Origin of the sequence: Gordonia prachuapensis (assembly GCF_036350515.1) — a bacterium.
Lineage (GTDB): Bacteria > Actinomycetota > Actinomycetes > Mycobacteriales > Mycobacteriaceae > Gordonia > Gordonia prachuapensis.
This window is the reverse complement of the sequence record NZ_JAZDUE010000002.1, coordinates 217622-241964: the sequence shown is the minus strand read 5'-3', so window position 1 is coordinate 241964 and position 24343 is coordinate 217622. Positions and strand designations below refer to the sequence as shown.

The 24343-nt window shown below is 67.2% G+C and carries 27 protein-coding genes; 9 read left to right on the top strand and 18 right to left on the bottom strand.

Annotated features, from left to right (window positions below; translation table 11 throughout):
• Window positions 1-98 precede the first annotated feature (98 nt).
• Window positions 99-1322 carry an HNH endonuclease gene (locus V1Y59_RS03540; RefSeq protein WP_330503452.1) on the bottom strand — a complete coding sequence of 408 codons (1224 nt, stop codon included), beginning with the start codon at window positions 1320-1322 and terminating at the stop codon, window positions 99-101.
• A gap of 305 nt (window positions 1323-1627) precedes the next feature.
• Complete coding sequence (locus V1Y59_RS03535; RefSeq protein WP_330503451.1) at window positions 1628-1990, bottom strand: ArsR/SmtB family transcription factor; 363 nt, start codon at window positions 1988-1990, stop codon at window positions 1628-1630.
• A 99-nt stretch (window positions 1991-2089) separates the two neighbouring features.
• On the opposite strand from V1Y59_RS03535, the gene V1Y59_RS03530 reads away from it, so the two are divergent.
• Entirely contained in the window at window positions 2090-3994 is a 1905-nt protein-coding gene (locus V1Y59_RS03530) for a heavy metal translocating P-type ATPase (RefSeq protein ID WP_330503450.1), read from the top strand.
• 23 nt (window positions 3995-4017) lie between these two features.
• Here V1Y59_RS03530 and V1Y59_RS03525 read toward each other — a convergent pair whose 3' ends face one another.
• From V1Y59_RS03525 to V1Y59_RS03495, 7 genes are read right to left on the bottom strand one after another with little or no spacing between them, the layout of a single operon-like run.
• Window positions 4018-5385 (bottom strand): SagB family peptide dehydrogenase, encoded by a 1368-nt coding sequence (locus tag V1Y59_RS03525; protein ID WP_330503449.1) that lies wholly within the window; start codon window positions 5383-5385, stop codon window positions 4018-4020.
• Between the two features lie 9 nt (window positions 5386-5394).
• Window positions 5395-6372, bottom strand: a complete 978-nt coding sequence (locus tag V1Y59_RS03520; RefSeq protein WP_330503448.1) for an ABC transporter substrate-binding protein — start codon at window positions 6370-6372, stop codon at window positions 5395-5397.
• Between the two features lie 35 nt (window positions 6373-6407).
• A complete protein-coding gene (locus tag V1Y59_RS03515; RefSeq protein ID WP_330503447.1) occupies window positions 6408-7193 on the bottom strand; it encodes an exodeoxyribonuclease III in 786 nt (261 codons plus the stop codon).
• A 4-nt stretch (window positions 7194-7197) separates the two neighbouring features.
• On the bottom strand, window positions 7198-7713 hold the full coding sequence (locus V1Y59_RS03510) for a barstar family protein (RefSeq protein ID WP_330503446.1): 516 nt from the start codon (window positions 7711-7713) through the stop codon (window positions 7198-7200).
• Entirely contained in the window at window positions 7710-8174 is a 465-nt protein-coding gene (locus V1Y59_RS03505) for a guanyl-specific ribonuclease (protein WP_330503445.1), read from the bottom strand. The genes V1Y59_RS03510 and V1Y59_RS03505 overlap by 4 nt, the downstream gene beginning before the upstream one ends.
• A gap of 22 nt (window positions 8175-8196) precedes the next feature.
• The gene (locus tag V1Y59_RS03500) at window positions 8197-9174 is read right to left on the bottom strand and encodes an N-acetylglutamate synthase, CG3035 family (protein ID WP_330503444.1); all 978 of its coding nucleotides are present in this window, start codon (window positions 9172-9174) and stop codon (window positions 8197-8199) included.
• Window positions 9175-9187: 13 nt separating this feature from the next.
• The gene (locus V1Y59_RS03495) at window positions 9188-9790 is read right to left on the bottom strand and encodes a peptide deformylase (RefSeq protein ID WP_330503443.1); all 603 of its coding nucleotides are present in this window, start codon (window positions 9788-9790) and stop codon (window positions 9188-9190) included.
• Window positions 9791-10030: 240 nt separating this feature from the next.
• Between V1Y59_RS03495 and napA the strand changes: the two genes are divergently transcribed.
• The 4 genes from napA (at window position 10031) to V1Y59_RS03475 (ending at window position 12814) form a co-directional block, all read left to right on the top strand.
• Entirely contained in the window at window positions 10031-10390 is a 360-nt protein-coding gene (gene napA, locus V1Y59_RS03490) for a nucleoid-associated protein NapA (RefSeq protein WP_330431507.1), read from the top strand.
• 69 nt (window positions 10391-10459) lie between these two features.
• Entirely contained in the window at window positions 10460-10939 is a 480-nt protein-coding gene (locus V1Y59_RS03485; protein WP_330503442.1) for a LytR C-terminal domain-containing protein, read from the top strand.
• Between the two features lie 54 nt (window positions 10940-10993).
• Window positions 10994-11662: a superoxide dismutase[Cu-Zn] gene (sodC, locus tag V1Y59_RS03480; protein ID WP_330503441.1), complete on the top strand. Its 669-nt coding sequence runs from the start codon at window positions 10994-10996 to the stop codon at window positions 11660-11662.
• A 30-nt stretch (window positions 11663-11692) separates the two neighbouring features.
• Window positions 11693-12814: a glutamate--cysteine ligase gene (locus V1Y59_RS03475; RefSeq protein ID WP_330503572.1), complete on the top strand. Its 1122-nt coding sequence runs from the start codon at window positions 11693-11695 to the stop codon at window positions 12812-12814.
• A gap of 16 nt (window positions 12815-12830) precedes the next feature.
• On the opposite strand, the gene V1Y59_RS03470 is transcribed toward V1Y59_RS03475, so the two are convergent.
• On the bottom strand, window positions 12831-13646 hold the full coding sequence (locus tag V1Y59_RS03470) for an SDR family oxidoreductase (RefSeq protein WP_330503440.1): 816 nt from the start codon (window positions 13644-13646) through the stop codon (window positions 12831-12833).
• A complete protein-coding gene (locus V1Y59_RS03465) occupies window positions 13643-14320 on the bottom strand; it encodes a hypothetical protein (protein ID WP_330503439.1) in 678 nt (225 codons plus the stop codon). Before V1Y59_RS03465 ends, V1Y59_RS03470 begins: the two co-directional genes overlap by 4 nt.
• Before the next feature lie 117 nt (window positions 14321-14437).
• Here V1Y59_RS03465 and V1Y59_RS03460 point away from each other — a divergent pair, with 117 nt between their 5' ends.
• A complete protein-coding gene (locus tag V1Y59_RS03460; RefSeq protein WP_330503438.1) occupies window positions 14438-15118 on the top strand; it encodes a TetR/AcrR family transcriptional regulator in 681 nt (226 codons plus the stop codon).
• Window positions 15119-15167: 49 nt separating this feature from the next.
• Here V1Y59_RS03460 and mnhG read toward each other — a convergent pair whose 3' ends face one another.
• The 6 genes from mnhG to V1Y59_RS03430 are packed head-to-tail and all read right to left on the bottom strand — an operon-like array spanning window position 15168 to window position 21654.
• Entirely contained in the window at window positions 15168-15500 is a 333-nt protein-coding gene (gene mnhG, locus V1Y59_RS03455) for a monovalent cation/H(+) antiporter subunit G (RefSeq protein WP_330503437.1), read from the bottom strand.
• On the bottom strand, window positions 15497-15760 hold the full coding sequence (locus tag V1Y59_RS03450; RefSeq protein ID WP_330503436.1) for a monovalent cation/H+ antiporter complex subunit F: 264 nt from the start codon (window positions 15758-15760) through the stop codon (window positions 15497-15499). The genes mnhG and V1Y59_RS03450 overlap by 4 nt, the downstream gene beginning before the upstream one ends.
• Window positions 15757-16545, bottom strand: a complete 789-nt coding sequence (locus V1Y59_RS03445) for a Na+/H+ antiporter subunit E (protein WP_330503435.1) — start codon at window positions 16543-16545, stop codon at window positions 15757-15759. The genes V1Y59_RS03450 and V1Y59_RS03445 overlap by 4 nt, the downstream gene beginning before the upstream one ends.
• A complete protein-coding gene (locus V1Y59_RS03440) occupies window positions 16542-18149 on the bottom strand; it encodes a Na+/H+ antiporter subunit D (RefSeq protein WP_330503434.1) in 1608 nt (535 codons plus the stop codon). The genes V1Y59_RS03445 and V1Y59_RS03440 overlap by 4 nt, the downstream gene beginning before the upstream one ends.
• Window positions 18146-18745, bottom strand: a complete 600-nt coding sequence (locus V1Y59_RS03435; protein ID WP_330503433.1) for a Na(+)/H(+) antiporter subunit C — start codon at window positions 18743-18745, stop codon at window positions 18146-18148. Before V1Y59_RS03435 ends, V1Y59_RS03440 begins: the two co-directional genes overlap by 4 nt.
• On the bottom strand, window positions 18742-21654 hold the full coding sequence (locus V1Y59_RS03430; protein WP_330503432.1) for a Na+/H+ antiporter subunit A: 2913 nt from the start codon (window positions 21652-21654) through the stop codon (window positions 18742-18744). The genes V1Y59_RS03435 and V1Y59_RS03430 overlap by 4 nt, the downstream gene beginning before the upstream one ends.
• 76 nt (window positions 21655-21730) lie before the next feature.
• On the opposite strand from V1Y59_RS03430, the gene V1Y59_RS03425 reads away from it, so the two are divergent.
• The 3 genes from V1Y59_RS03425 (at window position 21731) to V1Y59_RS03415 (ending at window position 23890) form a co-directional block, all read left to right on the top strand.
• Entirely contained in the window at window positions 21731-22150 is a 420-nt protein-coding gene (locus V1Y59_RS03425; RefSeq protein WP_330503431.1) for a hypothetical protein, read from the top strand.
• Window positions 22151-22503: 353 nt separating this feature from the next.
• Window positions 22504-23049 (top strand): hypothetical protein, encoded by a 546-nt coding sequence (locus V1Y59_RS03420; RefSeq protein WP_330503430.1) that lies wholly within the window; start codon window positions 22504-22506, stop codon window positions 23047-23049.
• A 58-nt stretch (window positions 23050-23107) separates the two neighbouring features.
• On the top strand, window positions 23108-23890 hold the full coding sequence (locus V1Y59_RS03415; RefSeq protein ID WP_330503429.1) for a phytanoyl-CoA dioxygenase family protein: 783 nt from the start codon (window positions 23108-23110) through the stop codon (window positions 23888-23890).
• A 5-nt stretch (window positions 23891-23895) separates the two neighbouring features.
• Here V1Y59_RS03415 and V1Y59_RS03410 read toward each other — a convergent pair whose 3' ends face one another.
• Entirely contained in the window at window positions 23896-24327 is a 432-nt protein-coding gene (locus tag V1Y59_RS03410; RefSeq protein ID WP_330503428.1) for a hypothetical protein, read from the bottom strand.
• Between the last annotated feature and the right edge of the window lie 16 nt (window positions 24328-24343).

Sequence of the window (24343 nt, the reverse complement as noted above, 5' to 3'; positions counted from 1 at the left end):
GACGAGGTCGGGTGCGGTCTTGCTGATCGAGTAGCCGCCGAGCCGCTAGGCGAGGTGGCGTATCGAGATCTGTGGGGCGGCTACTGGCTGGGACACGGTCAGGCTGCGCTGGGTAGGTTGTCGAGATTCATGGATCGGCGGTTGTGGGCCGGTAGCGGCGTGCGGGTCGGGTCGACGGCGGCGGGTGGGATGAGCCAGGGGTGGCGGTCGCTGCCGAGGAACACTTCCCAGCCGTTGTGGTGGATGTCGGTGTGGCAGGCACTGCAGAGTAGGCAGCTGTTGTCGAGGCTGGTGTCCCCGCCATCGATCCAGTGGGTCAGGTGATGGGCTTGGGTGCGGTTGGCGGGTGCGCCGCATTTGACGCAGCATTCGTCTCTGACGTGCAACGCTTTTCGGATATGTGGCGGTACCAGTCGTTTCTCGCGGCTGATGTCGAGGGGGACGCGTTCGTCGTCGACGAGCAGGGTGGTGGTGGCGGCATCGCAGGACAGTCGGCGCAGGGTCGCTTGGGTGACCGAGCCCATGAGGTCGAGTTCGGCCAGTGTCGGGGTGTCGGCGGGGATGGTGAGCAGCAGTTGGGTTTTGGGTGCGGCGCTGGCGATGTCGCTGGGCATGCGGGCCGCGATGTCCAGGATGGTGTCCAGGGCGTCGGCGTGGCGGCGGGCGATGCTGCGGGGGTCGCGGGAGCCGTCGGGTTGGGGGCGGGGTGCGCCGAGGGCATTGAGTGCGGCGCAGAGTTTTTCGCCGACTTCGATGTCGAGGCTGGCTTCGAGGTGGAGGCGGCCGTCGGTGTCGCGGTGGTGGGCGAGTTCGTTGAGTTCGCGGTCTTCGGCGGCGGGCAGGCCGTCGGTGTCGGCAGCGAGTTGGTTGCCCAGGGTGCGGGCACGTTTGTCGATGTCGGCGGGGGTGGCGCCGGAAAAGAACTGTCCCAGAAGATCGGTCACGTGATTTAGACGCAGCGCGTCGTCGATCGGTTCCGCTGATCTGCCGGCGATGTGGCTGACTCCGCGGACGATGGCGTCGACGTGTTCGGCGGGAATCGCGCCGTCGGCGGCGTGGGCATCCAGCGTCGGCAACGCCTCCAACGATCCGGCGATACGCAGCAGTCGTTGCGCCACCGATGGTGCGAAGCCCATCACGATGAGCAGTTCGCGGGTACTGCGGCCGTGGTCGCGGGCCACACCGAGTCGGTCGAGTTGTGCGGCCAGACGGGCGGCCTGGTGATCGATGAGGTTGCGTAGCGTCAGCAGCTGACCCATGGCGTCGAAGGTGTCGCGGCCCGACAGGTCATCGCAGTGCAATTCGCGCAGAATCGATCCCACCGCGGACAGCTCGGCAGATGGAGATAGCTCCGCAGATACAGACAGTTCAGCAGATACAGACAGTGCAGCAGTGACAGACATGACGACTCCCCAGCAGATACGACAACGGCACCGGCGTAACCGGTGATGCAGGCGGCCGTTCTGGGTTTCCTACCGCGCCCGAGCAGCGCATTCGCTCCTGTGCGTGCTTATCCGGTGCGGCATGTTCGTCATCATCTCGGCCTGCTGACAACCAAGGTATTCGAACTTGTGTTCGAAGTCAAACTTTTGGTGATGCCAATTTTCTGCGTCACCGTCTGGAGCGTCTAGGTTGCTTCCCGCGGGCGGTCGGCGAGGCCCAACCGCAGGTGTTCGCTGTGATAGACCGCCTCGTCGAGAAGTTGAGCGACGTGATTGTCGTACAGGCTGTAGGTGATCGATCGGCCCGCGCGTGTGCCGGTCACCAGGCCGAGGTTGCGCAGGAGTCGCAGCTGGTGGGATACCGCCGATTGCTCCATTCCGATGCTGTCGGCGAGGTCGGTCACCGATCGGGGGCCCTGGCGTAGTTCGGTGAGGATGAGGAGGCGACTCGGCGTGGCGAGCGCTTGCAGCGTCGTCGCGACATGGGCGGCGGAGTCCGGATCCAAGCGAGCGCTCGGACGATGTCGCCCCTCGACTCCGTGTCCCATGAAGCAAAATCATACCGCCGACTTGAAATATGAAGACATCTTCATACATTCTGGTCTTGAGGGTCAGCCAGTTGCCGAGTCACCGGAGGAGGGCCAGCGATGACCGCGACGACACGGGTCGCCGAGAAGGGCGCCGGACGTGTGCTTGCGCCGCCCCCGTCGATCGTCCGGACAGGACTGCGGTTGCCGGCGGTGCGATGGGCGGTGATCGCATTCGCGGGTTTCGCTCTCGGATGGGGACTGCAGCTCGTCGGCGCTCCTGAATGGCTGTGGTGGATGGCGTATCTGGCGTGCTATATCAGCGGCGGCTGGGGTCCTGCGGTGGCCGGGTTGCAGGCGCTGCGCGAGCGGACTCTCGACGTCGACTTGCTGATGATTGTCGCTGCGATCGCTGCGGCATCGATCGGTCAGGTATTCGACGGTGCTCTGCTCATCGTGATCTTCGCGGCATCGGGGGCGTTGGAGAATGTCGTGACCCAACGCACCGCAGACTCCGTCACCTCACTTCTCGGCTTGGCTCCCGAGCGAGCCACTCTGGTCGATGCCGACGGGACGACCAGGTTGATCGAATGCCGGGAACTGCAGGTCGGGCAACACGTCCTCGTCCGCCCAGGCGAGCGGATCGGTGCCGATGGGGTGGTCGTGCGCGGCGTGAGCGAGGTCGACCAGCAGGCAGTGACCGGCGAATCAGTGCCGGTTGCAAGAGAAGTCGGTGATGAAGTGCTCTCGGGAACCGTGAACGGAACCGGGGCGCTGACGGTCGAGGTGGTTCGACCGGCGTCGGAATCGGTCATCGCCCGCGTCGTTGCGCTCGTGGAACAAGCGTCTGCGACCAAGGCTCCGACACAGTTGTTCGTCGACAGGGTCGAGCAGGCGTACTCGATGACCGTGATCGTTGCGACGCTGCTGGTTCTGAGCGTGCCGATCATGGTGTTCGGCAGCTCGTTCGAAGACGCGCTGCTGCGAGCGATCGTGTTCATGATCGTCGCATCGCCGTGCGCCGTTGTTCTCTCGACGATGCCACCACTCTTGGCCGCGATCGCCAACGCCGGAAAACATGGCGTACTGGTGAAATCGGCTGCGGTCATGGAAACCGTCGGCCAGACCACCGTGGTCGCCTTCGACAAGACGGGCACTCTCACCGAAGGCCGGCCGGAAGTCACACACGTCACCACGCTGTCACGGTGGCAGCGCTCCGAAGTCCTCGCCTACGCGGCCGCAGTCGAAACGCCAAGCGAACATCCACTCGGACGTGCCCTCGTGAGAGCGGCTGTCGAGCGATCCCTCGACGTGTCCCCCGTGGCGCAGTTCCGTGCCTTACCCGGCCGTGGCGTAGTGGGCCGGGTGGACGGGCACCGGGTCACGGTCGAGCGCGCGACCGCGGCTGATTCGGTCGGCACCGTGGTCGGGGTGTTCGTCGACGGTGAGGAGATCGGCCGGATCGAGCTCTCCGACCAACTGCGGGATGGCGCTCCGGCCGCCGTTCGAGCTGTCAGCGGTCTCACCGCCGAGCCAGTTCACGTGCTCACTGGAGACCACGCTTCCGCGGCAGCGCAGGTCGCCGAGAGTTGCGACATCGGGTCGATCCACGCAGAACTCCTCCCCGAGGACAAGACTCGCATCGTTCGTGATGCCGAGCGTGCGGGCCAACGCGTACTCCTCGTGGGCGATGGCATCAACGACGCGCCGGCGCTGATGGCCGCCAGCACAGGCATCGCAATGGGCCGCTACGGATCAGACCTTGCGCTCGACACCGCGGACGCCATCATCACGCGCGACGACCTCGGCGCGGTGCCCGCTCTCATTCGCTTGTCGCGCCGAGCGCGACGGTATGTCGCCGCCAATCTGTGCATTGCCGCCACCGTCATACTCACCCTGGTCACCTGGGACCTGGTGGGCAGCCTCCCGTTGCCTCTGGCGGTCGCCGGTCACGAAGGCTCCACCATTCTCGTTGCACTCAACGGGGCGCGTCTCCTCCGTCAATCGGCATGGTCCGCACGCTGAGTGACCCTTGAATCGCAGCGCAACTACCTCCGCGGCGTCCCCACGACGAAACTCCCGACATTGCATTCGACGAGTTCATCGACGCCGGTGGCCTCGCCGAATGCGGCGGTGTCGCCGTACCCCTGGGCCACGCCACCGAGTCCCATGGCCGTGGCGGTGAGATAGAGCGTCTGCGTCAGCACGCCGACATGCTTCAGGATCACCGCGTAGGGCATCTGCTCATAGGTCCACATGATCCGGCCGGGCCGTGCCGCCAACACCAGGAGTACCTGCGGCAGTTGGCCATCGGCGAGGGTCAGCGACGCGGGTGCGACCAGTTTGGCGACCGCGGGACTGTCGTAGGACGCGACCGGCCGCAATACATGGTCGAACGAATCGTAGTGGTACATCCCCGGTTCCGCGCCGTCGGCGGTCCGCACAACCGGGTAGATCTCCAGCTCGTACAGTGATCCGCCCGACGGATACGGCCGGGACGGGAGCTCCTCGGGGACCGGGCGGTCGGCGTTCACGGTCCGGACGCTGCGGGTACGTGCGCACCGGAACAGCAGCTCACCCAGTTCCGCGAGCGAGATCGGATGCGCGTCGTCGAAGTCGCGCACCGACTTCCGGTCTTCGACCACGGCAGTCAACGGGCGGTCGGCGGACCTCAGCGAAGCAAGATCGGGCACGGGCAGGGGGATCGGCTCACCGGGGTAGACATCCCGCCGGGCGGGCACGGGCTCGAAGGTGCCATCGGCCCAACGCGTCGGACCGAAGTGCTGCCAGTTGGTCGCCCGGTCGCCGACGGTGCTGTGGCGATGGAACCACAGTTCGTGCGGACTCCAACTGCGGGTGGGGAACTCGGCCCGCTCGCGGCAGGCGGTGACCGCGTGACCCGACCAGACGAGATCGGACCGCAGCCGCCCTTGCAGTGCCGATTCCGACGAATCGGGACCAAGGCCACTCGCGGCGGCGAGGATCTCTGGATCGTGGATCTCGATGTCGCACCAGCTACGGGGATTCTCGGCGACGACAGCGCCATCCTCGCGTCGGATCACCGTGAACCGCGACAACTCGATGTCGTCGCCGACGTCGGCGGTCGCGGGACGCGGAGTCGGCGGTCGTCGGAAGGGGCGCAGTGAGTACAACTCTCGACTGCCCGCGGACACCGTCATGGACAATGCGCCGGCGTCGATCAGCCGCTCGACGAGGCCGTCGACGTCCGCATCGGAACCCTCAGGCAAGGTCATCGGACCCGCGTTGAGCGACCGCAGTAGCACCATCTGCGCTCGGGTCAGTCCGTCGAGCCGGAACTTCGCGGGCAGGATCACCGCGACCCCTCCGCCGCCCAGCAGGACGCGGGCGCCCGGAGCGAGCTCGTAGACGGTCTGCACCGTACCGCCGTCGGTCATCAGAGCTGATCAGGCGGCCGCACGCTGCAACGCGGGATACATCTTGTCCAGCACGTACGGGATCGACAGCGGCGTCGGTTCGTTGAGCCCACTGATCTCGGCCACCGAGAGCCGGCTGACCGCTCCGCTCTCCACCGACCGCAGGCCCTGATATCCCGGCAGCCCCTCCAACGTGCTCATCTGTTGATCGGTGTTCGCGGTCACCACCAGCAGATCCGAGTCGAGCATCGGGACGTTCTCGGTCGAGATCGGGTACCGGGGTTGCCCGTTACGTCGGAACTGTTCGACGAGTTGCGGGGCGATGCTCATGCCCAGCGATCGGAACAGATAGGTGGCGCCGTCCTCGGGATCGGCCATCACCTGGATCTGGTCGTTGGAGAACATGTAGGCCATCGTGTAGGTCTTGCCTTCGAGGCCGGGCATGTCCTCCTTGGCGGCGGTGATCTTCTCGTCGACGCCGGCCGTGATCTCTTGGGCCTTCTCGGGTTCGCGCAGAACCGTGCCGAGGAACGTCACCATGTCCTGCCACGGATCGATCTGCTGCCCGCTGATGCCGGGGATGGTCGGCGCGAGCTTGCTGACGTTCTCGTACAGCTCCGGCTGCCCGTCGGCCATGTACGAGGTGGCCAGAATGAGATCGGGCTCGGCCTTCGCGACCTGGGCGACGATGTCATCGGTGGTGAGCGGAGTGGATTCCTGCAGTTGGTTGTTCGACCACGGGGGCGGATTGCCGGTGAGGATCTGGATGTTGTCCAGGTATGCGACCGGGGTGATCCCGAACGCCAGGGTGACGTCGATCCACTGCGCCCCCAGTGCGACGATCCGTTGGGGGACGCCATTGATGGTCACCGACCCCTTGGACGTGTTGACCTGGATCGGAGCGCCTTCATCGGCGGATTCGTCCGGAGAACTGCAGGCACTCAGTGCGAGAGACGCCACCATCAGGGAGGCGATCGACACGAGCAGCATACGCAACGCACGGGTCATGCGTGCAGCCTAACCTAAGGGTTCACCTGCTCGGATCAACAGTCGACGACCACCGGCGCGTGATCGCTGGCGCCCTTGCCCTTGCGGGCCTCCCGGTCGACGCGAGCGCCGCTCACCCGGTCGTCGAAAGCCGGTGAGCAGAGCAGATAGTCGATGCGCATGCCCTCGTTCCGGGGGAAGCGCAGCTGCTGGTAATCCCAGAATGTGTAGCCGTCGGCATAGGGCAGCACGGAGTCCCGGAACCCGATCTCACCGAACGCCTGCACGGCGGAGCGTTCCGCATCGGATACGTGCGTGTGTCCGTCGAACACCGCGGGGTCCCAGACGTCGTCGTCGGTCGGGATCACGTTCCAGTCGCCGGCGAGCACGACCTGTGCGGCCGGATCGTGGGCGAGCCACAGTGCCGAGATGTCCCGCAGTGCGCCGAGCCAGTCGAGCTTGTACCGGTAGTGCGGATTGTCGAGCGCACGTCCGTTGGGTACGTACAGGCTCCACACCCGGACGTCGCCGCAGCGTGCGGAGATCGCGCGGGCCTCGCGGGCAGGCGTGGTGGTGTCCGCGCCGAAGGTCGGCTGCCCTTCGAAGCCGATCTCGACTTCCTCGAGCCCGATCCGGGAGGCGATCGCGACGCCGTTGAACCCGCCGGTGCCGATGTGGCTGACGTCGTAGCCGGCGGCGAGGAAGCTCATCAGCGGGAACTCATCGTCGCGGCACTTGGTCTCCTGCATGGCCAGCACGTCGATGTCGTTGCGTTCCATCCATTCGACGACGGTCTCCGACCGAGCGCGGATGGAGTTCACGTTCCAGGTGGCGATGCGCATCTATCTACAGGTCCTCGATCTCGGCGATGTCGGAGCCGGCCTCCTGCCAGCGGTTCTCCACCCACGTCGCCAACGGCTGCGGGGTCAGCAGTAGCACCGCGAACCCGGCCGACGGGGTGGCGACGTCGCGGTAGTGCTCCCGATAGAACGACAGGGAGTTCGCGAGCCAGCGCAATTGGTCCGGTTCGCGGCGCAGCAGGCTCTCGGCGTGGTCGACGACGGTGACGAAGGTCGTCGGGCGGGGCTCGTCATCGGGCAGCATCCCGTCGAGGTCGCGCATGCAGTCGTCGAAGGCGTCGCGGTTGTGCCCGAAGTGTTCCGGGAATTGCCACGCTCGGGCGAACTCGTCCAACATGGTTGCGATGGTGGGCATCTCGCGACCGTCGACCCGGCGCACGACAACCCCTGCCGCGTCGTCCGGCGTGCGGTCGCCGACGACGACACCGACGACGGGGCCGTCGCGTCCGGCGTCGGTGAGGAAGCGGTCGGCGGGTACTCGTGGGATTCGCGCGGCGCTCACTGGTCGGGACCCCGGATCGGGACGAAGGACCGGTAGTGGTCGTCGGTGTACCAGGCGGAGCCGTCGCTGCCGGTGACGATGCGTTCGGCGTCGCGGCTCTGGCCGGGCTCCTTGGGATTGACGTCCCACTCCTGGTAGCTGATCGGCCGACCCTGCGAGTCGAAGTCGGGGAGGAGTCCTTCGTTGTTGCGGAAGACGCCCCCGCCGCGTGTGCCGGGGGCGTCCGCTGCCTCGGGCCAGTCACCGGCGTCGATCAACGCCATTGTGGCCATCACATGATCGGGCACATCGGGGACCTGTGCTGACGTGGTGCCGACGGCGGCCCGACCGGTGCTTTGCTCGTGCCCGGAGTTGTCGGACCCGGTGAAGCCCCAGGTCAAGGCGATGACGGCGACCGCAACCAGCAGTCCGAGGCCCGACCACACGGTCCGCCGTCGTGTCGCTGAGTTCCCCGTCGTCACGCGCTCAGCGTATGTCCTCGAGTCACAGCTCCAGATAGCGGGACGTGTGGTGCAGGCCGAAACCGTGCCTGCGGTACCAGGTCCCGGCGGTGCGGTTCTCCGCCTCCACCTGCACATGAATCCGCGCCGCGTCCTGCCGGGCTCCCCACGCGATGAGCGCGGTCAGCACCGCGTTCGCCAGGCCTTCCCGTCGTCTCGACGGTGCCGTCCAGAGTGCGCTCACGCCGAGCCAGCGGACGCCGTCGGGCGACGAGGTGACGGTGGCGCGGCCGATCGCCTGCGGCTCGGCGTCGCCCAGCGACGCGAACACGACCGGTCCACGGGAGGCCGCGACGACGGCCGCGGCGGTCGGGACGTCGACCTCCGGACCTCGGTAGGCCCGCAACCATGCGGAGGTCGGCGCGTCGTCGAGCCGCACGTCACTCGGTGTCGAGGAGTCTTCGACATCGACGTCGCGGACGAGTACCTGGATCTCGCCGCTGATCGGGCGGCCGTCGATCTGGCCCGCCGGGACGAGCCGTTCGGGCAGGGCCACGAGCGTTGGTAGACCCCGCGCCCGGTACCAGCCACGCACGGCGGCCAGAGTGGCCTCGTCGGTGCCCGACCCGAACTCCAGGGGCACCGCCGAGTTCGCGCGCCGGGTGAATCCGCCGCCTGCACGCAGTGCCCATCCCGAGATCGTCGCGGTGTCGGTGCCCGGCCAGCCGTCGGCAGCCGCGGACTCCAACCTGCGGATCTCCGAGTTGCGTACCGTCACGCGCGACAGCTGCCGGATCGACACGACCGCCGAGCGGGGTATCGATTGCGGCCCGTCCCGGTCGACGACCAGCGGGTCGCCGTCGTCGAGCAGGATGCCGGTCACATCGGAGAGGGCGGCGGAGGCTTCGCCACGCCAGTCGGCCGGGGTGGCGTCGCCGAGTCGGTAGCGCACCACCACCCGGTCGCCGACGAACGGGACCCGATCGCCGGACGGGAGGGCATCGGAGTCGTCGGAAGTCACCGCGGGACCGGGTTCAGTCGTCGTCGTGACCGAACGGGTCGTCGACCGAACCGGGCAGCCATGTCAGGCCGGGCTCACCCCAGCCGTTGCGTTTGATGGCCTTCTTCGCGGCCCGGGCGTTGCGCCCGATCAGTACATCCACATAGAGGTATCCGTCGAGATGACCGACCTCGTGCTGCAGCATCCGCGCGAAGAAGCCGGTGCCCTCGATCATCACCTCGTCGCCGTTGCGATCCAGGCCCGTCACCCGGGCCCAGTCCGCACGTCCGGTCGGGAACTGTTCGCCGGGCACCGAGAGGCAGCCTTCGTCGTTGTCGTCGGGATCCGGCATGGTCTCCGGGATCTCGGAGGTCTCGAGCACCGGGTTGATGACCTCGCCGCGGCGGCGTGGCTCGCTGCGATCCCCGTCGGGGCAGTCGTAGACGAACATCCGCTTGGCCACCCCGACCTGATTGGCGGCCAGCCCGACGCCGTTGGCGGCGGTCATCGTCTCGTACATGTCGTCGAGCAGCTGCACCAGCTCCGGCGCCGGCCGGCGGTCGGCATCGATGTCGACGAGTTCGGTGGGATGGTGCAGAACCGGTTCGCCGACGATGCAGATCGGGAGTATTGCCATGCGGGACAGATTACCGAGCGACCGCACGCCCTCTGCCCGGTCGTCGCGGGTCGGGGTTCTCGTGGCGAGTCACACCGCGAAGCCGATGGCGGATCGTGGTTAGATGATCTGCGAACCACATTGCTGTGATTTGTTCGGTGACCTGAATCATCCGGTCGGTGGTGACCGAAACGGATCGGGGCGGTGGTCGCCGGTCAGGTCGGTGATGTGATGTGCACGAGGCGATCTTGAGGGAGCGAGATGGACGGCGCAGCTGCGCGAAGCCAGAAGCAGGGCGATCAACCCACACCCACAGATACATCCGCCGAAACGACGAACCCGGTCGATCCGCATGAGGTCGGCTCCGACGGTCTGTCCCGTCGGGAGCATGACATCTTGTCGTTCGAGCGGCAGTGGTGGAAGTACGCCGGCGCCAAGGAAGAAGCCATCAAAGAGCTCTTCGGATTGTCAGCGACGCGGTACTACCAGGTGCTCAATGCCCTCGTCGACCGGCCGGAGGCGCTTGCCGCGGACCCGATGCTGGTGAAGCGTCTGCGCCGGCTGCGGGCCTCGCGTCAGAAGGCCCGCGCCGCCCGCCGTCTCGGCTTCGAGATCACCTGATCCGACCGCATCCGCGGCTGCCGCGACCGCGACGGGCAGAGGTTCGGATGTGAAGTATGGTTCTCGGTGATGAATCCTGATCGCGAGCCGAGTCGCCTGCCGCTGCGGGCGGGGGCCATGTTGTTGATGGCGGTGGCCATCGTCTTCCTCGGCCTCGGCTGGCACTCCGCAGCGACGAGCGGTGACGATCCCGAACAGGAACTCGAGGCGGCGCAGAGCCAGGTCGCCACCACGACAACCTCCTCGGCGCCGTCGTCCCCGTCGGTCTCCGCCGACAGCCCGCAACTGTGCGTCTTCAACGCCGGCTCGATCGCCGGGCTGGCCGCCGACGTCACGGAGACGCTGGAGGCGGCGGGTTTTGACACCGCCGAGCCGGGTAACCTCTCCACCGCGTCGATCACGGAGAACACGATCTTCTATGACGACGGACAGCGCTCGGCCGCCGACGAGGTCGCCGAAGCCCTCGGTGGCGACGCCAGTGTCGATCCGCGTCCGTCGTCGTTCACCGAGTGCGCCGACGGCATCCCCGTCGTCGTGGTCAGCAGATGACCCCGCGAACTCTCCGACCCCGACATCTCGGCCCGTTGACGACCAAGGAGTGACATGACCGCCAGGACCAGCAGCATCCGTCGCACGCTCGCCGTGCTCGCCTCCGCCGGTATCGCCGGCGCTGTGCTCGCCGGGTGCAGCCCCGACGAGGAGCCGACGGACGCACCCGGCACGACCCCGTCGGTGGTCACCGGCAACCAGGCACCCCCCGGCGAGGTCGACGACGCCGACGGCATCGGCCAGTCGCCGGAAGAGGAAGCGACCGCCAACCTGATCGACGACCAGGGCGAGACGGTCGGCGAGGCGATGTTCATGCCCAGTGGTTCGTCGGTGCAGGTGACCGTGCGTCTCAACGCCGACAGCGGTATTCCGGCCGGATTCCACGGCATGCACATCCACGAGAACGGCGAGTGCGAGACGGGCGGCGACGGCGCCTTCACCAGCGCCGGCGGTCATCTGCAGGTCGACGGCAACACCGGCCACCCGGCCAGCGGTGACCTCGTCAACGTCAACGTCCTCGAGGACGGCACGGCCGAGACCGTCACCACCACCGATTGGGTGACGCTGGAACAGATCGTGGGCAAGTCGATCATCATCCACGAGCGGCCCAGCAACTTCGCCAACATCCCCACGCGCTACGCGCCGGCCCCCGACGAGGAGACGATGTCGACTGGTGACGCCGGCAGCCGTATCGCGTGTGGGGTCATCGAGGCACAAGAGTGACCCTGGCAGCTCGGTTGAGCTGACGCCGTGATCACCCCGATCGAGTTCGACGGATCACCGACCCCGTCGCTGGGGGTCGAATGGGAGTTCGCCCTCACCGACAAGGGAACCGGCGATCTGTCGAACTCGGCGGCCGACCTGTTCGCGCTGGTGTCCGAGCAGTCACCGGAACGGCGCGGCAAGGTGCACAAGGAACTGCTCCGCAACACGGTCGAGATCGTCACCGGGGTCTGCCGGGACACACCGGAGGCGATGGCGGATCTGCGCGGCACGCTCGATGCGGTCCGTGACCACACCGAGCAACTCGGGGTCGATCTCTACGGCGCAGGAACCCACCCGTTCGCCGAATGGTCGACGCAACTCCTCACCGAGGGGCATCGCTACGCGGAACTGATCGAGCGCACGCAGTGGTGGGGTCGGCAGATGCTCATCTGGGGTGTCCACGTCCACGTGGGGATCAGCCACCGCGACAAGGTGTTGCCGATTCTCGACGCGCTGCTGAACTACTATCCGCACCTGCTCGCGCTGTCCGCGTCGTCGCCGATGTGGGCGGGTCAGGACACCGGGTACGCCAGCAACCGGGCGATGATGTTCCAACAGTTGCCCACTGCGGGGCTGCCGTTCCAGTTCGGTACCTGGGCAGAGTTCGAGGCCTTCGTCGCCGACCAGAAGACCACCGGCATCATCGATCACATCAACGAGATCCGTTGGGACATCCGGCCCTCGCCACATCTGGGCACCATCGAGGTTCGGGTGTGCGACGGGATGACGAACCTGACCGACCTCGCGGCGATCGTCGCGCTGATCCACTGTCTCGTCGTCGAATTGGACCGTCGGCTCGAGGCGGGCGAGACACTGCCGCAGATGGCGCCCTGGCTGGTCCAGGAGAACAAGTGGCGTGCCGCACGGTACGGCCTCGACGCCATCGTCATTCTCGACGCCGACTGCACCGAGCGGCTCGTCACCGACGACCTCGCCGATCTGCTCGTCCGCCTCGAACCCATTGCGCGTGAACTCAACTGCGTCGCCGAGCTCGGTCGGATCGCCGAGATCGCCACGCACGGCACGAGTTATCAACGACAGCGGGAGGTCTACCGGCAAACCCGCAGCTTGCGCGAGGTGGTGGCGTCGGTGGTCGCCGAGCTCGGCTGAGTGCCATGGCCAACCCTCACGAGGCCCGGCTTCGATCGAGGTAGGACTGGCGCTGATCTGCGTCGAACGCGCCGTAATCGGCGCCTCCGACGAATCGCTTGAGCCACCACAAGATCGGTGTGGGAACGATCTCCTCGGCCAGGCTGATGGGTGCGAGATAGCGCGGAACTGTCACCTCATCGCGGCAGTGCCCTGCACTGTCCATGATCGCGGTCGCCACCTGCTCCGGTTTCAGGGTGGGCTGCAACCGCAGACGGACTCCTGACGTGAGGTCGGTACGGGTCGCCGCGGGCATGATCGTGGTCAGTGTCACGCCCGAACCCGCGAGTTCGGCGCGGATCGCGCGATCGAGCGCGACGACACCGTATTTGGACGCGCAGTACGTGGCGATCCCCGGGGTGGTGACTTTGCCCGCCATGGAGGATACGTTCACCACGTGTCCGCGTCCGCGCCGGATCATCTCGGGCAGCACAAGATGCGTACCGGTGACGACCGCACCGAGGTTGATGTCCAGTTCGCGGCGCAGCGCGTCGAGGTCCTGGTCGACGAAGCGACCCATGTGCTGAATCCCGGCATTGTTGACGAACATGTCGATCGGTCCGTCATCGGCTACGGTCTGTACGAAATCCTTGAACGATGCCGTGTCCGTGACATCGAGGTGGACTGCATGGGCTCGATCGCCGAGTGCCGCTGCCGTTTCGGAAGCCGCAGCCAGATCACGATCGCCGATCCAGGCCGTCGCACCGCGCTGCACCGCACAGGCCGCAGTCGCCGCGCCGATACCGCGCGCGCCCCCCGTGACGCATACCCGCGCGCCGTTGAGGCTGATCACAGCGGACTACCCACGGGGTGGCGGAGTGCGAAATAGGCGATCAGTCGGGTCTCACCGCCGGTGAACAACAGCGCTCGACCGAGATAGACACCCGGGGTCAGTTCGACGATCTCATCGCGGGTGCGGCGGATGGGGAACGTTCGTATGCTCGGGTTCTTGTACTCCGGGACGCCATAGTCCAGGGCGCGGACGCGGACCCGTGGCTCGATGAGGCCCTGGCTGACGGCGTGGTCGAAATGAAAGCCCTCCATCTCGCCCTTCCGCGGGCGCAGACGGAGGTAGCCGAGCGTGATGATCGGCATGACCACCGCCGCGATCGGGGACAGACGATTGAGGCCGGTTCCGGCAGCCAGATCGAAGCTCTTGCCACGCCAGGTGGGGTCGATCTTCATGAGCGGATTGGCCAGATGTGCCTCCGGGATGCCGAAGAGCTTGCCGACGATCTGTCCCTCCAACTTTCCGTCGAGGCCCTGCGGTTCACGGCCTGCGCCGAACAGCTCTGACAGCGCCGCCCGGTCCCCTCTGGCGCCGAGAGCACCCAGGTACTGCCACGTCTCGACGCGTGCGCGGTTCGGGCTGTGGTCGGCGAGCGTGCGTAGCTCGGCGAGCATGCCGAGTGCTGTCGCAGTTCCCACGTCGGCGAGGCCGGCGCTGCTTTGGACTTCTGCAGTCATTCACTTCGTCCTTCTCTGATACACGATCGTGTCGGAAATAACTGGTACAAGAATGTGCCAGAATCACCCTACCCCTGTCAACGGTCGGTCGACGGGTGGCGATGGGAGGATGGCGAGGTGAGCACGACGGGCCCGGAGCGTAGCTATGGGGGTGAGGCCGCTTCTGATCGTGTAGCGCGTCGTCGAGCCGCGCTGATCGATGCGGCGCTGACCGCGATGTCGGAGAGTCGCTGGCGTTCGACCACCGTCGCCGGGTTGTGCAGCGACGCACAACTCAACAAGCGCTACTTCTACGAGAGCTTCGCCGATCTCGACGCGGTGGCGGTGGCGGCGATAGACGACCTCTCAGCCCAGGTTGCAGACGCTGCGGTGGCTGCCTACCTCGACACGCTGGGCCGTCCGCTCGACGTGCAGGCGCGCTCGGCGGTCGACGCGATCATCGGGGTGTTGGGTACTGATCGCCGAAAGGCGAGGGTGTTGCTGGGCGGAGCCGCCGGGACGCCCGTTGTCGACTCCCGCCGCACCGACGCGATTGTCGGGCTGACCGCGGTTCTGATCGAGCACGCCCGCACTATTCACGACGTCCGACTCGAGGCGGACTCGCTCGCCCAGACTGCGCCGCCGTTCGTGGTCGGCGGTACAGCGCAAGCGATCCTGGCCTGGGCCGACGGGTCTCTCGCGGTGACACGCGGTCAACTGGCTGACGACCTGACATCCTTGTGGCTCTCATTGGGGGCGTCGGCGGCGGAGACCGCCCGCGCACGAATGGATAGCGCAAGCGTGGAAGGAGGGGACTGACGAAACGCGGACGCAGTTTCGCGTCCATGACGGCAGACGGGTGGTCTGGCTAATCCTCCGCCGGATTCTCCATCTCGTCCCGCGAGATCAGCCCGTCTCGGGCCCGCTGCTCCTGGTAGACGAGCCGGCCGATGCGGTGGGCGATGACGGGTGCGGTCATCAGCGCGAACAAACCGGCCAGCACCAGCATGCCGAAGTCGACGTGACCGCCGAGACGGATCATTGCGCCGATCAACATCATCAACAGCCCGAAGGTCTGCGGCTTGGTCGACGCGTGCATGCGGCTCAACGTGTCCTTGAACCGCAGCATGCCGATCGAGGTGGTCAGGGCCAGCAGCGCACCGAGCACCAGGAAGACCGAGGAGATGATGTCGCCGATCATGTCTCGTCGTCCCTCACCCGGTAGCGCGCGATGGCCACGGAACCGACGAAACTCAGCAGCGACAACGCGACGATCGCCGGGACCACGGTCGAGTCGCGGCTGTAGGCGGCCCAGGCGGCGAGCCCGCACATGCTCAGCGCGATCATGGTGTCCAGCGCGACGAGACGATCCAGCGACGACGGTCCGCGCAGGACCCGCACGGTGGTGAGTACGGCGGCGACCATCAGCATCGCACTCACGGTGATCCAGACGTAACTCACCGGCCGCTCCCATCGCCCGGGTCTCCGGACTGCCTGTTGGTGTAGACAACGGGAACTGCCGTCTCCGTCTCGGCCCGACCGATCTCGTGCACCCGGTGGTAGTAGTCGTCGTCGATGCCGTGATACGGGCTGGGATGCCATTCGCTGTCGCGCTCGAAGGCCCGGATGAACGACCGCTCGACAAACGCGACCTGATCGTAGAAGGCCTGTACCTTCTTCTCGGTCCGGACGTCGAACACATGGATGTAGAGGATGCGGCGTCGGTGGTCGATGTCGAGCACCATGGTGCCGGGGACGAGGTTGAGGTAGTCGACCGCCAGTGTCAGCACCATGTCGGATTTGATCGCCACCCGTACGCGGATGACCGCACCGAGCGGGGGCTTTCCCGGCCGGACGGCCGCCCACGCCACTTGCGCGCTGGAGACGAAGAAGTCGACGATCAGACGCCCGAGGATCACCGCCACCGCGATCGGATGGATGCGTCCCTCGACCGGCACGCGGGGCAGCGGCAGCAGCGTCACGATGGCGATCGCCAGCACCAGGCCGCCGATGATGTTGGCCCAGGAGATGGTGCCCCACAACAACACCCAGACGAACGTCAACCACGCGAGGGTCCACAGGCGGACCGCGACCTCGCGTGAGTCGCTGCCCAGCCAGCGTGGGATGCGCACCCGCTCGCGAATCCACACCAGCACCTTCACCGTGTGCCAGAACAGGAACAGCAACGACACCCGCCACACGGTGATGACGCGGGACCGCACGGTGACCGGCTCTCGGTTGTTCATCGGTCACTCCCCAGGACCGCCTCGATGTAGATGCCACGGTCGGTGATGTCGGTGGCCGCGCGGTCGGTGAAACCGAAGATCGGACCGGCGAACAGGGTGAGGACGAGTCCGGCGACCACCATCACCACGGTCGGCGCCACCATCCCGGCAGGCATGCGGCCGACATCGTCGCGGTCGTCGAAAGCGACGTCGGTGCTCTCGTCGAGCAACGCGGACGGGGCCTTGTCGGACAGGTCGCCCTCCGGCGCATCGGCACGTGGGCGCCAGAACCCCTTGGTCCAGACGCGTGCCACCACGTAGAGGGTGAGCAGGCTGGTCACCACCGACCCGGCGACCAGGATCCAGGCGAGGACCGAGCCGTCCTGCACGCCCGCCTCGAGCAGCGCGACCTTGCCGACGAAGCCGGAGAACGGCGGAATCCCACCCAGGTTGAGCGCGGGTATCAGGAACAGCGCCGCGAGCACGGGGCTGGCCATCAGCCCACCGAGCCGGCGCAGCGACGACGACCCGGCCTGTCTCTCGATCAGTCCGACGACCAGGAACAGGGTGGTCTGGACCAGGATGTGGTGGGCGACGTAGTAGATCGCCGCCGACAATCCGAACCGCGACGACAGCGCGATCCCGAAGACCATGTATCCGATGTGGCTGACCAGGGTGAACGACAGGAGCCGCTTGATGTCGGACTGGGCGATCGCGCCGAAGATGCCGATCAGCATCGTCGCGAGTCCGGCGATCAGCAACATCGTGTCCAAGGAACCGCCGGGGAACAGCAGCGTGTGGGCACGGACGATCGCGTACACACCGACCTTGGTGAGGAGGCCGGCGAACACCGCGGTCACCGGGGCGGGCGCGGTCGGGTAGGAGTCGGGCAACCAGCTCGACAGCGGGAACACCGCCGCCTTGATCCCGAAGGCGACGAGCAACACCGCGTACAGCGCGTTGCGGGTGCCGTCGGGGACGTCGTCGAGACGGGCGGCCATCTCCGCGAGGTTGAGCGTGCCGGTGGTCGCGTAGGCGAAGGCGATCCCCGACAGGAAGATCAGCGACGACACCATCGACACCATCACGTACGACGCACCCGCGCGGACGCGTTCGGCGCTGGCGCCCAGGGTCAGCAGTACGAAGCTCGACGCCAGCAGCACCTCGAACGAGACGAACAGGTTGAACAGGTCGCCGGCGAGGAATGCGTTGCAGACGCCTGCGGTGAGGATCAGGTAGGTCGGCAGGAAGATCGACACCGGCTGATGTGTCGTGCCGTCCCGGATGCCCTGGCCGATGGCGTAGACGACGACACACAGCAGCACGATGGTCGACACCACCAGCATCAACGCCGCCAGCTGGTCGACGACAAGGGTGATGCCGAGCGGGCCGTTGGGGAATCCGCGGTCGCCCCACCCGCCGATATTGACCGCGAACGTCCCGTATTCGTTGGTCAGCCAGAGCAGGACGCACGACGCGATGAACGCGGTGAGGATGGCGCCGACGGTGACCGGTCGTTGGATTCGTGGGCTGCGGCCCAGCAGCAGGGTGAGGGCGGCCGCGACGATCGGTACGAGCGTCGGCAGCACGATGAGCACGGGAACCCATGACGGTTGCGGGGTCATCGGCTACCCCCGTCGGTCGGGCCGGGTGACGAGGAGTCGCGGCCGTCGGGGCCGACCTCGTCGATGACGTCCGCGTCCTCGGGCATCAGGTCGGTCTCGATCACCTCGCGGTGTCGTTTCGCGAATTCCTCGGCGGTCAGCGGGTTGCCCTCGTCGTCGAAGAGGTCGCCCGCGGAGGTGTCGGCGAGGGTCTCGGGGTCGTCGCTGCGGTCACGGTCCGGCGCGGAGCGCAGTGATCCGGTGGCCACCTTGCGGTCCTCGGGGTCGTCGTCGACGTCCACGTCGTCGCGGTTGATGACGAACAGCCGATATACGAGCGAGAGGACGAACGCCGCGATGCCCATCGTGATGACGATGGCCGTGAGGATCATCGCCTGGGCCAGTGGGTCGGCGTCGGCGACGCGGTTCTCCGACGCACGACCCATGATGGGCGGATTTCCCATGCCGCCGGACACCACCAGGATCAGCAGGTTGACGGCGTTGCTGCACAGCAGCAGACCCAGCAGCATCCGGATGAGGCTGCGTTCCATCAGCAGGTAGGCGCCGCTGGCGGCGAGGATGCCGATGACGATGAGGAATCCGAGGTTGATGCTCATCCCGGCACCTCCGACGCTGTCGCCGGGATCGGGGCTGGCTGCCGTTCGGCGGATGTGCGCTCGATGTCGAGGCGGGCGCCGAGGCTGCGCAGTACGTCGAGCACGAGCCCGACGACGATCAGGTAGATCCCGAGGTCGAAGAAGAGCGCGGTCACCAGTTTGATGTCGCCCAGGACGGGCAGGGTCACCTCGAAGACCGCCGACGACAGTGCCGGCGCCCCGAGGAACAACGACGTCACCGCGGTGCCCGCGGAGATCGCCAGGCCGGCTCCCAGAATGCGGCCGGGTTCCACCGGTAGTGCCTCACCGAGTTCGTAGCGACCGCCGGCCAGATACCGCAGGACGAGCGCGAGACCCATGGTCAGGCCGCCGGCGAATCCGCCGCCGGGTGCGTTGTGGCCGGCGTAGAAGAAGTAGACCGACAGCACCACCATCGTCGGGAAGATCAGGCGCGTGGTCGCCTCGAGGACCATCGACCGGTGTCGGGGGTCGCGGAAGTCGCTGCCCAGCAGCCAGCGGGTGCGGTCGGGCGGTACCGGGTCGTCGACGTCCTCGCCGTTGATCCCGGCCTGCATCCGGGCCGCGTCGGCGACGCGCGGCACCGCGCCGAAGCGGCGGTTGCGGAAGACCATCGAGGCCACCCCGGTCGCCGCGACGATGAGCACACACACCTCGCCGAGGGTGTCCCATGCACGGATGTCGACCAGTAGCACGTTGACCGCGTTGGCGCCCTGCCCGAACTCGTAGGCGGCAGCGGGGATGTCGACCTGCACCGGTTGTTCGGAGCGGGCGGCCGCGGCGAAGAGGCCGATCACCACGAGGCTCGCGCCGAAGGCCACCCCGATCAGCGCCCGCAGCGGCTTGAACCCGGTGGCGTGACGTGGTTCGGGTTCGGCGGGCAGCTTACGCAGCACCAGCACGAAGATGACCAGGGTCAGCGTCTCCACCAGGAACTGGGTGAGCGCCAGGTCGGGGGCGCCGTAGAGCGCGAACAGCATCCCGGCGCCGTAGCCGGTCAGTCCGACGACGAGTACGGCGGCGAGTCGGTTGCGCAGGATCACCGCGGCCACCCCGCACACCGCGATGACGCCTCCGATGACCGCCTGCGACGCCGAGTCGAAACCGCGCCAGTCCAACTGGTTTCGGCCACCCCACGCGAGGACGACCGTCGGCAGGATGATCGCTGTCGACAGGATCACGCCCTGGGTGATCGGCAACGATCCGCGCTGGGTGTTGCGGGTCAGCATCAGCGACAGCGTGTCCGCACCGCGCAGCGCGGCGTCGTAGATGCGGTCGGCGTTGACCAGTGGCCGATAACGGAAGATCTTCCCGCGAAGTTGCCGGACCAGCAGGAACAGCAGCGCACCGCCGACCACGACGATGATCGAGAAGACCACGGGCAGTCCGAAGCCGTGCCACATGGCCAGATGCTCCAGCTTGTGGCCGTATGCGGGCAGCGTCTCGGCATACGGTTCGAACAGCGAGCCGATCTGCGGGCTGAGGAACCCGGCGGCCACACCCGCGACCGCCAGGAGGACGGGTGCCAGGTAGAACATCGCGCCCGGCGGGTGCATCTTGGCGACGGCCGGGCTCGGCGTCGAGCGGACCTTGCGGCCGAAAGCGCCCCACAGGAACCGGCACGTGTAGGCGAAGGTGATCACCGATCCGATGACCAGGACGATGTCGATGGTCTCCGACTGCCACGGCAGGTATGCGCCGGTGTCCCACACGGAGGCGAACGCGGTTTCCTTGCCGACGAATCCGATGGTGAACGGCAGGCCGGCCATGCTGGCGCCGGCCACCGCCGCGGTCAACGCCAGGACGGGCAGTCGTTGGCCGAGACGGGCCAGCTTGCGGATGTCGCGGGTACCGGTGGAGTGGTCGATGATCCCGACGACCATGAACAGCGCCGCCTTGAACAGCGCGTGCGCGACCAGCATCGCGAGCCCGGCCATCGCGACGTTCGCGTCGCCGATGCCGACCAGCACCGCGAGGAATCCCAGCTGCGACACCGTGCCGAACGCCAGCACCAGCTTGAGGTCGAGTTCGCGTAGTGATCGCCAACCGCCGAGGATCATCGTGATCATGCCCAGGACGACGACGGCGACATGCCAGCTCGGGGTTTCGGCGAACGCGGGTGCGAGGCGGGCGATCAGGTAGATGCCGGCCTTCACCATCGCCGCGGCGTGGAGGTAGGCGCTGACGGGTGTCGGTGCGGCCATCGCGCCCGGCAGCCAGAAGTGGAACGGCACGATCGCCGATTTGCTGAGTGCGCCGATCAGCAGCAGCACGACGGCGACGCTGGCGTAGACGCCGTCGGCAGGGGGATCGGCGAGCAGGTCGGACAGCAGATAGCTGCCGGTCCGCTCGCCGAGCATGATGATGCCGACGAGCATCGCGAGACCGCCGGCCGTGGTGACCAGCAGCGCCTGCGTCGCGGCGCGGCGTGCGGTGGCGCGGATGCCGTAGAAACCGACCAGCATGAACGACAACACGGTGGTGAGTTCCCAGAACACGTACAGCACCAGCATGTTGTCGCTGACGACCAGTCCGAACATGGCGGCCGCGAAGGCGATCATCTCGCCGCCGAAGACCGCGACCCGCGGGCGGGCATCGTCGAAGTAGTGGGCGCAGTAGCAGAGCACCAGTGCCCCGACACCGAGGATCAATACCGACAGGATCGCGCTGAGCGTGTCGAACCGGGTGACGATCTCCATGTCGAGGACCGGGACCCACTCGATCGTCTGGACGGCCGGCGATTCGCCCGCTCTCGGCCAATTGGCGATGACCCACACCAGCGCACCCGCGGGCGCCAGGGCGAGAACGTAGAAGCCCCGCGTACCCAACCAGCGGATGATCGGGGGTGCACACAGCGCGCTGAGCGCTAGCGCAACCAGCACACCGATCAAGTGGGCACACCGTCTTTCACGTGTAGGGCGGGGTGTCACGGGCATGGCCCGCGCCGACTACTTTACCGTTGCGAAGGTGAAGCGCTTCGACAGGTTGGCGGCCCTGCTGGTCGTCCTGGTGGCGGCAATCGTGGTTCTCGCCGGCTGCGGCGAGGCGGAGGAGGCCCCTCCCGCGGGCGCCGCCCTACCTCAGGATTTCCCTGCTGAGCAGGTGCCTCTGGTGGACGGCACGGTCTTGAGTGCCGACGGTTCGCGCGCCGATGGCTGGTCGGTGACCGTGCAGGCGGCACCGGGCGAGGGCAACACGCTCGACGCGGCGGTGACGACCCTCACCGACAGCGGCTTCACCGAATCCCAACGCACCACCGAGGGGGCGCAGCGGGTCGTCGTGTTGTCGGCGACCAAGGAGGGAGCCGACTACTGGGTGCAGGTCGGCAGCACCTCGGGCGCAGCGGGGGGACCGGGTTCGGTGTTCTATCAGGTGAGCGTGGAGTGAGCTGCCGTCACGCCGGTCCCTGAGGAGCGAGCTTGCGAGCGTATCGAAGGGTATCGAAGGGTCGCCCCAACCGCTGGTCGAGTAGCCGAGGAGCTTGCGACGAGGCGTATCGAGACCTCGGAACTCGATCTCGATACGCACGCTCGCCTGGCGGCTCGCGGGCTACTCGATCATCGGGTGGAGCGAGCGTGCGAGCGCGCCGCCCTGAGTGGCGAGCTTGCGAGCGTATCGAAGGGTCACGAAGGGCCCGGTTCGTCGAATCGCACAGCCACCTGACAGCTTCGTGACAGTCGGCGGACAGGACGCGTCCGCACCGTGGATGGCACTTTTCCCACGACGAAAGTGAGACATCGATGTCCACACCACACGGCGGAGCCGACGAACAGCGGCCCGACTCGCAGCCTGCAGAACCCCAAGCGGGTGTGACACCCGATCAGCCGGTCGACAACGCTCCGACGGAGCCGATCACCCCCGCTGGTTCAGCGCCGCCGAACGGTCCGTACGCGCCGCATGCCCCCCAGCAGCCGATGCCGCCGCAGCAGCCCAACGGCGTCACCGACAAGGTGCGCAACGCGGTGATCGCCGGCGGCATCGGGATCGCCGCCGTGTTCGGCCTCGTCGGCTTCGGCGCCGGTTACGTGGTCGCCGACTCGACGTCGGACCAGGGGCCGGGCATGAATATGCAGCGCGGTGGCATGGGCGGACCCGGAGGTGCGGGCGGCTACGGGCAGATGCCGCCGGGCGGCTCCGGCGGCTTCGGTCAGATGCCGGGCCAGCAGGGTCAGATGCCGGGACAGATGCCGGGGCAGCAGCCCGGACAGATTCCGGACCAGCAGAGCCAGGTGCCCGGCGACACCACACAGGAGCAGTCCGACGACGACGCCACCACGGGCGCCTGATCGGCGCGAGTCGAAAATCGGTTGAGCACACCCGCTCGGAGACGGGACCATCGGCGTCATGGGAGTCCTGGACGACGCAACCGTGAATCGGTTCATCACCGACGGGTTCGTGAAGATCGACGGCGCGTTCGACCGCGCGGATGGTGAGCGCTGTGCGGCTCAGCTGTGGGATCAGATCACCCCGAGCGCCGACGACCCGTCGTCCTGGACCGAGTCGCTGATCTGGGTGACCGGCATGAGCTCACCGCCGTTCACCGAGGTCGCCAACACCGAGGTGTTGACCTCCGCCTACGACGCACTGGTTGGCCCCGGACGCTGGCGACCGCGGCTGGGTCTGGGCACCTTTCCACTGCGGTTCCCCAGCACCGAACCCGCGGAGGCCGCCGGGTGGCACATCGAGGCCTCGTTCGCCGACGACGCCGGCGGTCCGCGCGTCAGCCTGCGTTCCCGCGGGCGTGCGTTGCTGATGCTGTATCTGTTCTCGGACGTGGGCGACGACGACGCGCCGACCCTGATACGCGTGGGCTCGCATCTGGCGGTACCGCCGTTTCTCGCCGACGCGGGACCCGACGGTCGCCCGTGGATGGATGCCTGTACCGACGTCGTCCCGGCCACCGAGGACTGTGACGTCGTGGCCGCGACCGGACAGATCGGCGACGTCTTCCTGTGCCACCCATTCCTGGTGCATTCCGCTCAAGCGCATCGCGGTCGGGTGCCGCGGTTCATGGCCCAGCCGCCGCTGGAACCGGTGGGTGAACTCGATCTCGAGACCGACGATCCGACGCCGGTTGCCGAGGCCGTCGTCCGCGGCTTGCGAAGGGGTGGCCGGTCACCGGCGTGAACGTCTCACATCCGGTCGAACCGCATCGACATCCACGGCGTCCACTCAGAGTCGACGATGCGTTCCCACTCGGTGGTCATCAGGTCGCGCCCGGCCCGGAACGAGAACCAGCTGCGGATTCCGTCACCGCTGAGCAGCAGCATGTCCGGCGAGTGTCGGGTCAGGCGCATCACGCCGGGGGCCGGCGACTCGTCGAAGGCGTACATCCACCAACCGCCCTCCGGGTGAACGCCACCGATGAGTTCATGGGCCACCGCGCGGTCCGCGCCCATCCGGACATCGACCTCGTGTGCGATCCAGGTCCCGCCCGGCAGCAGCGAGTACGCATCGGTGCCGTCGATCTCGGCGACGACCGAGCCCTGCTCGTCGCGGACCGTACCGGTGCTGTGCCATCGACCCAGGATGGGTGACAGCTCATCGATCGACGAATCGGTCATCGAATCTCCTCTGATC

Coding starts and splice junctions, on each gene's coding strand:
- V1Y59_RS03440 (WP_330503434.1), bottom strand. CDS start 18,149: ATGACCCCGCAACCGTCATGGGTTCCCGTGCTCATCGTGCTGCCGACG.
- V1Y59_RS03530 (WP_330503450.1), top strand. CDS start 2,090: ATGACCGCGACGACACGGGTCGCCGAGAAGGGCGCCGGACGTGTGCTT.
- V1Y59_RS03465 (WP_330503439.1), bottom strand. CDS start 14,320: ATGACTGCAGAAGTCCAAAGCAGCGCCGGCCTCGCCGACGTGGGAACT.
- V1Y59_RS03515 (WP_330503447.1), bottom strand. CDS start 7,193: ATGCGCATCGCCACCTGGAACGTGAACTCCATCCGCGCTCGGTCGGAG.
- V1Y59_RS03420 (WP_330503430.1), top strand. CDS start 22,504: ATGTCCACACCACACGGCGGAGCCGACGAACAGCGGCCCGACTCGCAG.
- sodC (WP_330503441.1), top strand. CDS start 10,994: ATGACCGCCAGGACCAGCAGCATCCGTCGCACGCTCGCCGTGCTCGCC.
- napA (WP_330431507.1), top strand. CDS start 10,031: ATGGACGGCGCAGCTGCGCGAAGCCAGAAGCAGGGCGATCAACCCACA.
- V1Y59_RS03520 (WP_330503448.1), bottom strand. CDS start 6,372: ATGACCCGTGCGTTGCGTATGCTGCTCGTGTCGATCGCCTCCCTGATG.
- V1Y59_RS03415 (WP_330503429.1), top strand. CDS start 23,108: ATGGGAGTCCTGGACGACGCAACCGTGAATCGGTTCATCACCGACGGG.
- V1Y59_RS03495 (WP_330503443.1), bottom strand. CDS start 9,790: ATGGCAATACTCCCGATCTGCATCGTCGGCGAACCGGTTCTGCACCAT.
- V1Y59_RS03485 (WP_330503442.1), top strand. CDS start 10,460: ATGAATCCTGATCGCGAGCCGAGTCGCCTGCCGCTGCGGGCGGGGGCC.
- V1Y59_RS03525 (WP_330503449.1), bottom strand. CDS start 5,385: ATGACCGACGGCGGTACGGTGCAGACCGTCTACGAGCTCGCTCCGGGC.
- mnhG (WP_330503437.1), bottom strand. CDS start 15,500: ATGATCGGCGACATCATCTCCTCGGTCTTCCTGGTGCTCGGTGCGCTG.
- V1Y59_RS03410 (WP_330503428.1), bottom strand. CDS start 24,327: ATGACCGATTCGTCGATCGATGAGCTGTCACCCATCCTGGGTCGATGG.
- V1Y59_RS03445 (WP_330503435.1), bottom strand. CDS start 16,545: ATGAACAACCGAGAGCCGGTCACCGTGCGGTCCCGCGTCATCACCGTG.
- V1Y59_RS03535 (WP_330503451.1), bottom strand. CDS start 1,990: ATGGGACACGGAGTCGAGGGGCGACATCGTCCGAGCGCTCGCTTGGAT.
- V1Y59_RS03435 (WP_330503433.1), bottom strand. CDS start 18,745: ATGAGCATCAACCTCGGATTCCTCATCGTCATCGGCATCCTCGCCGCC.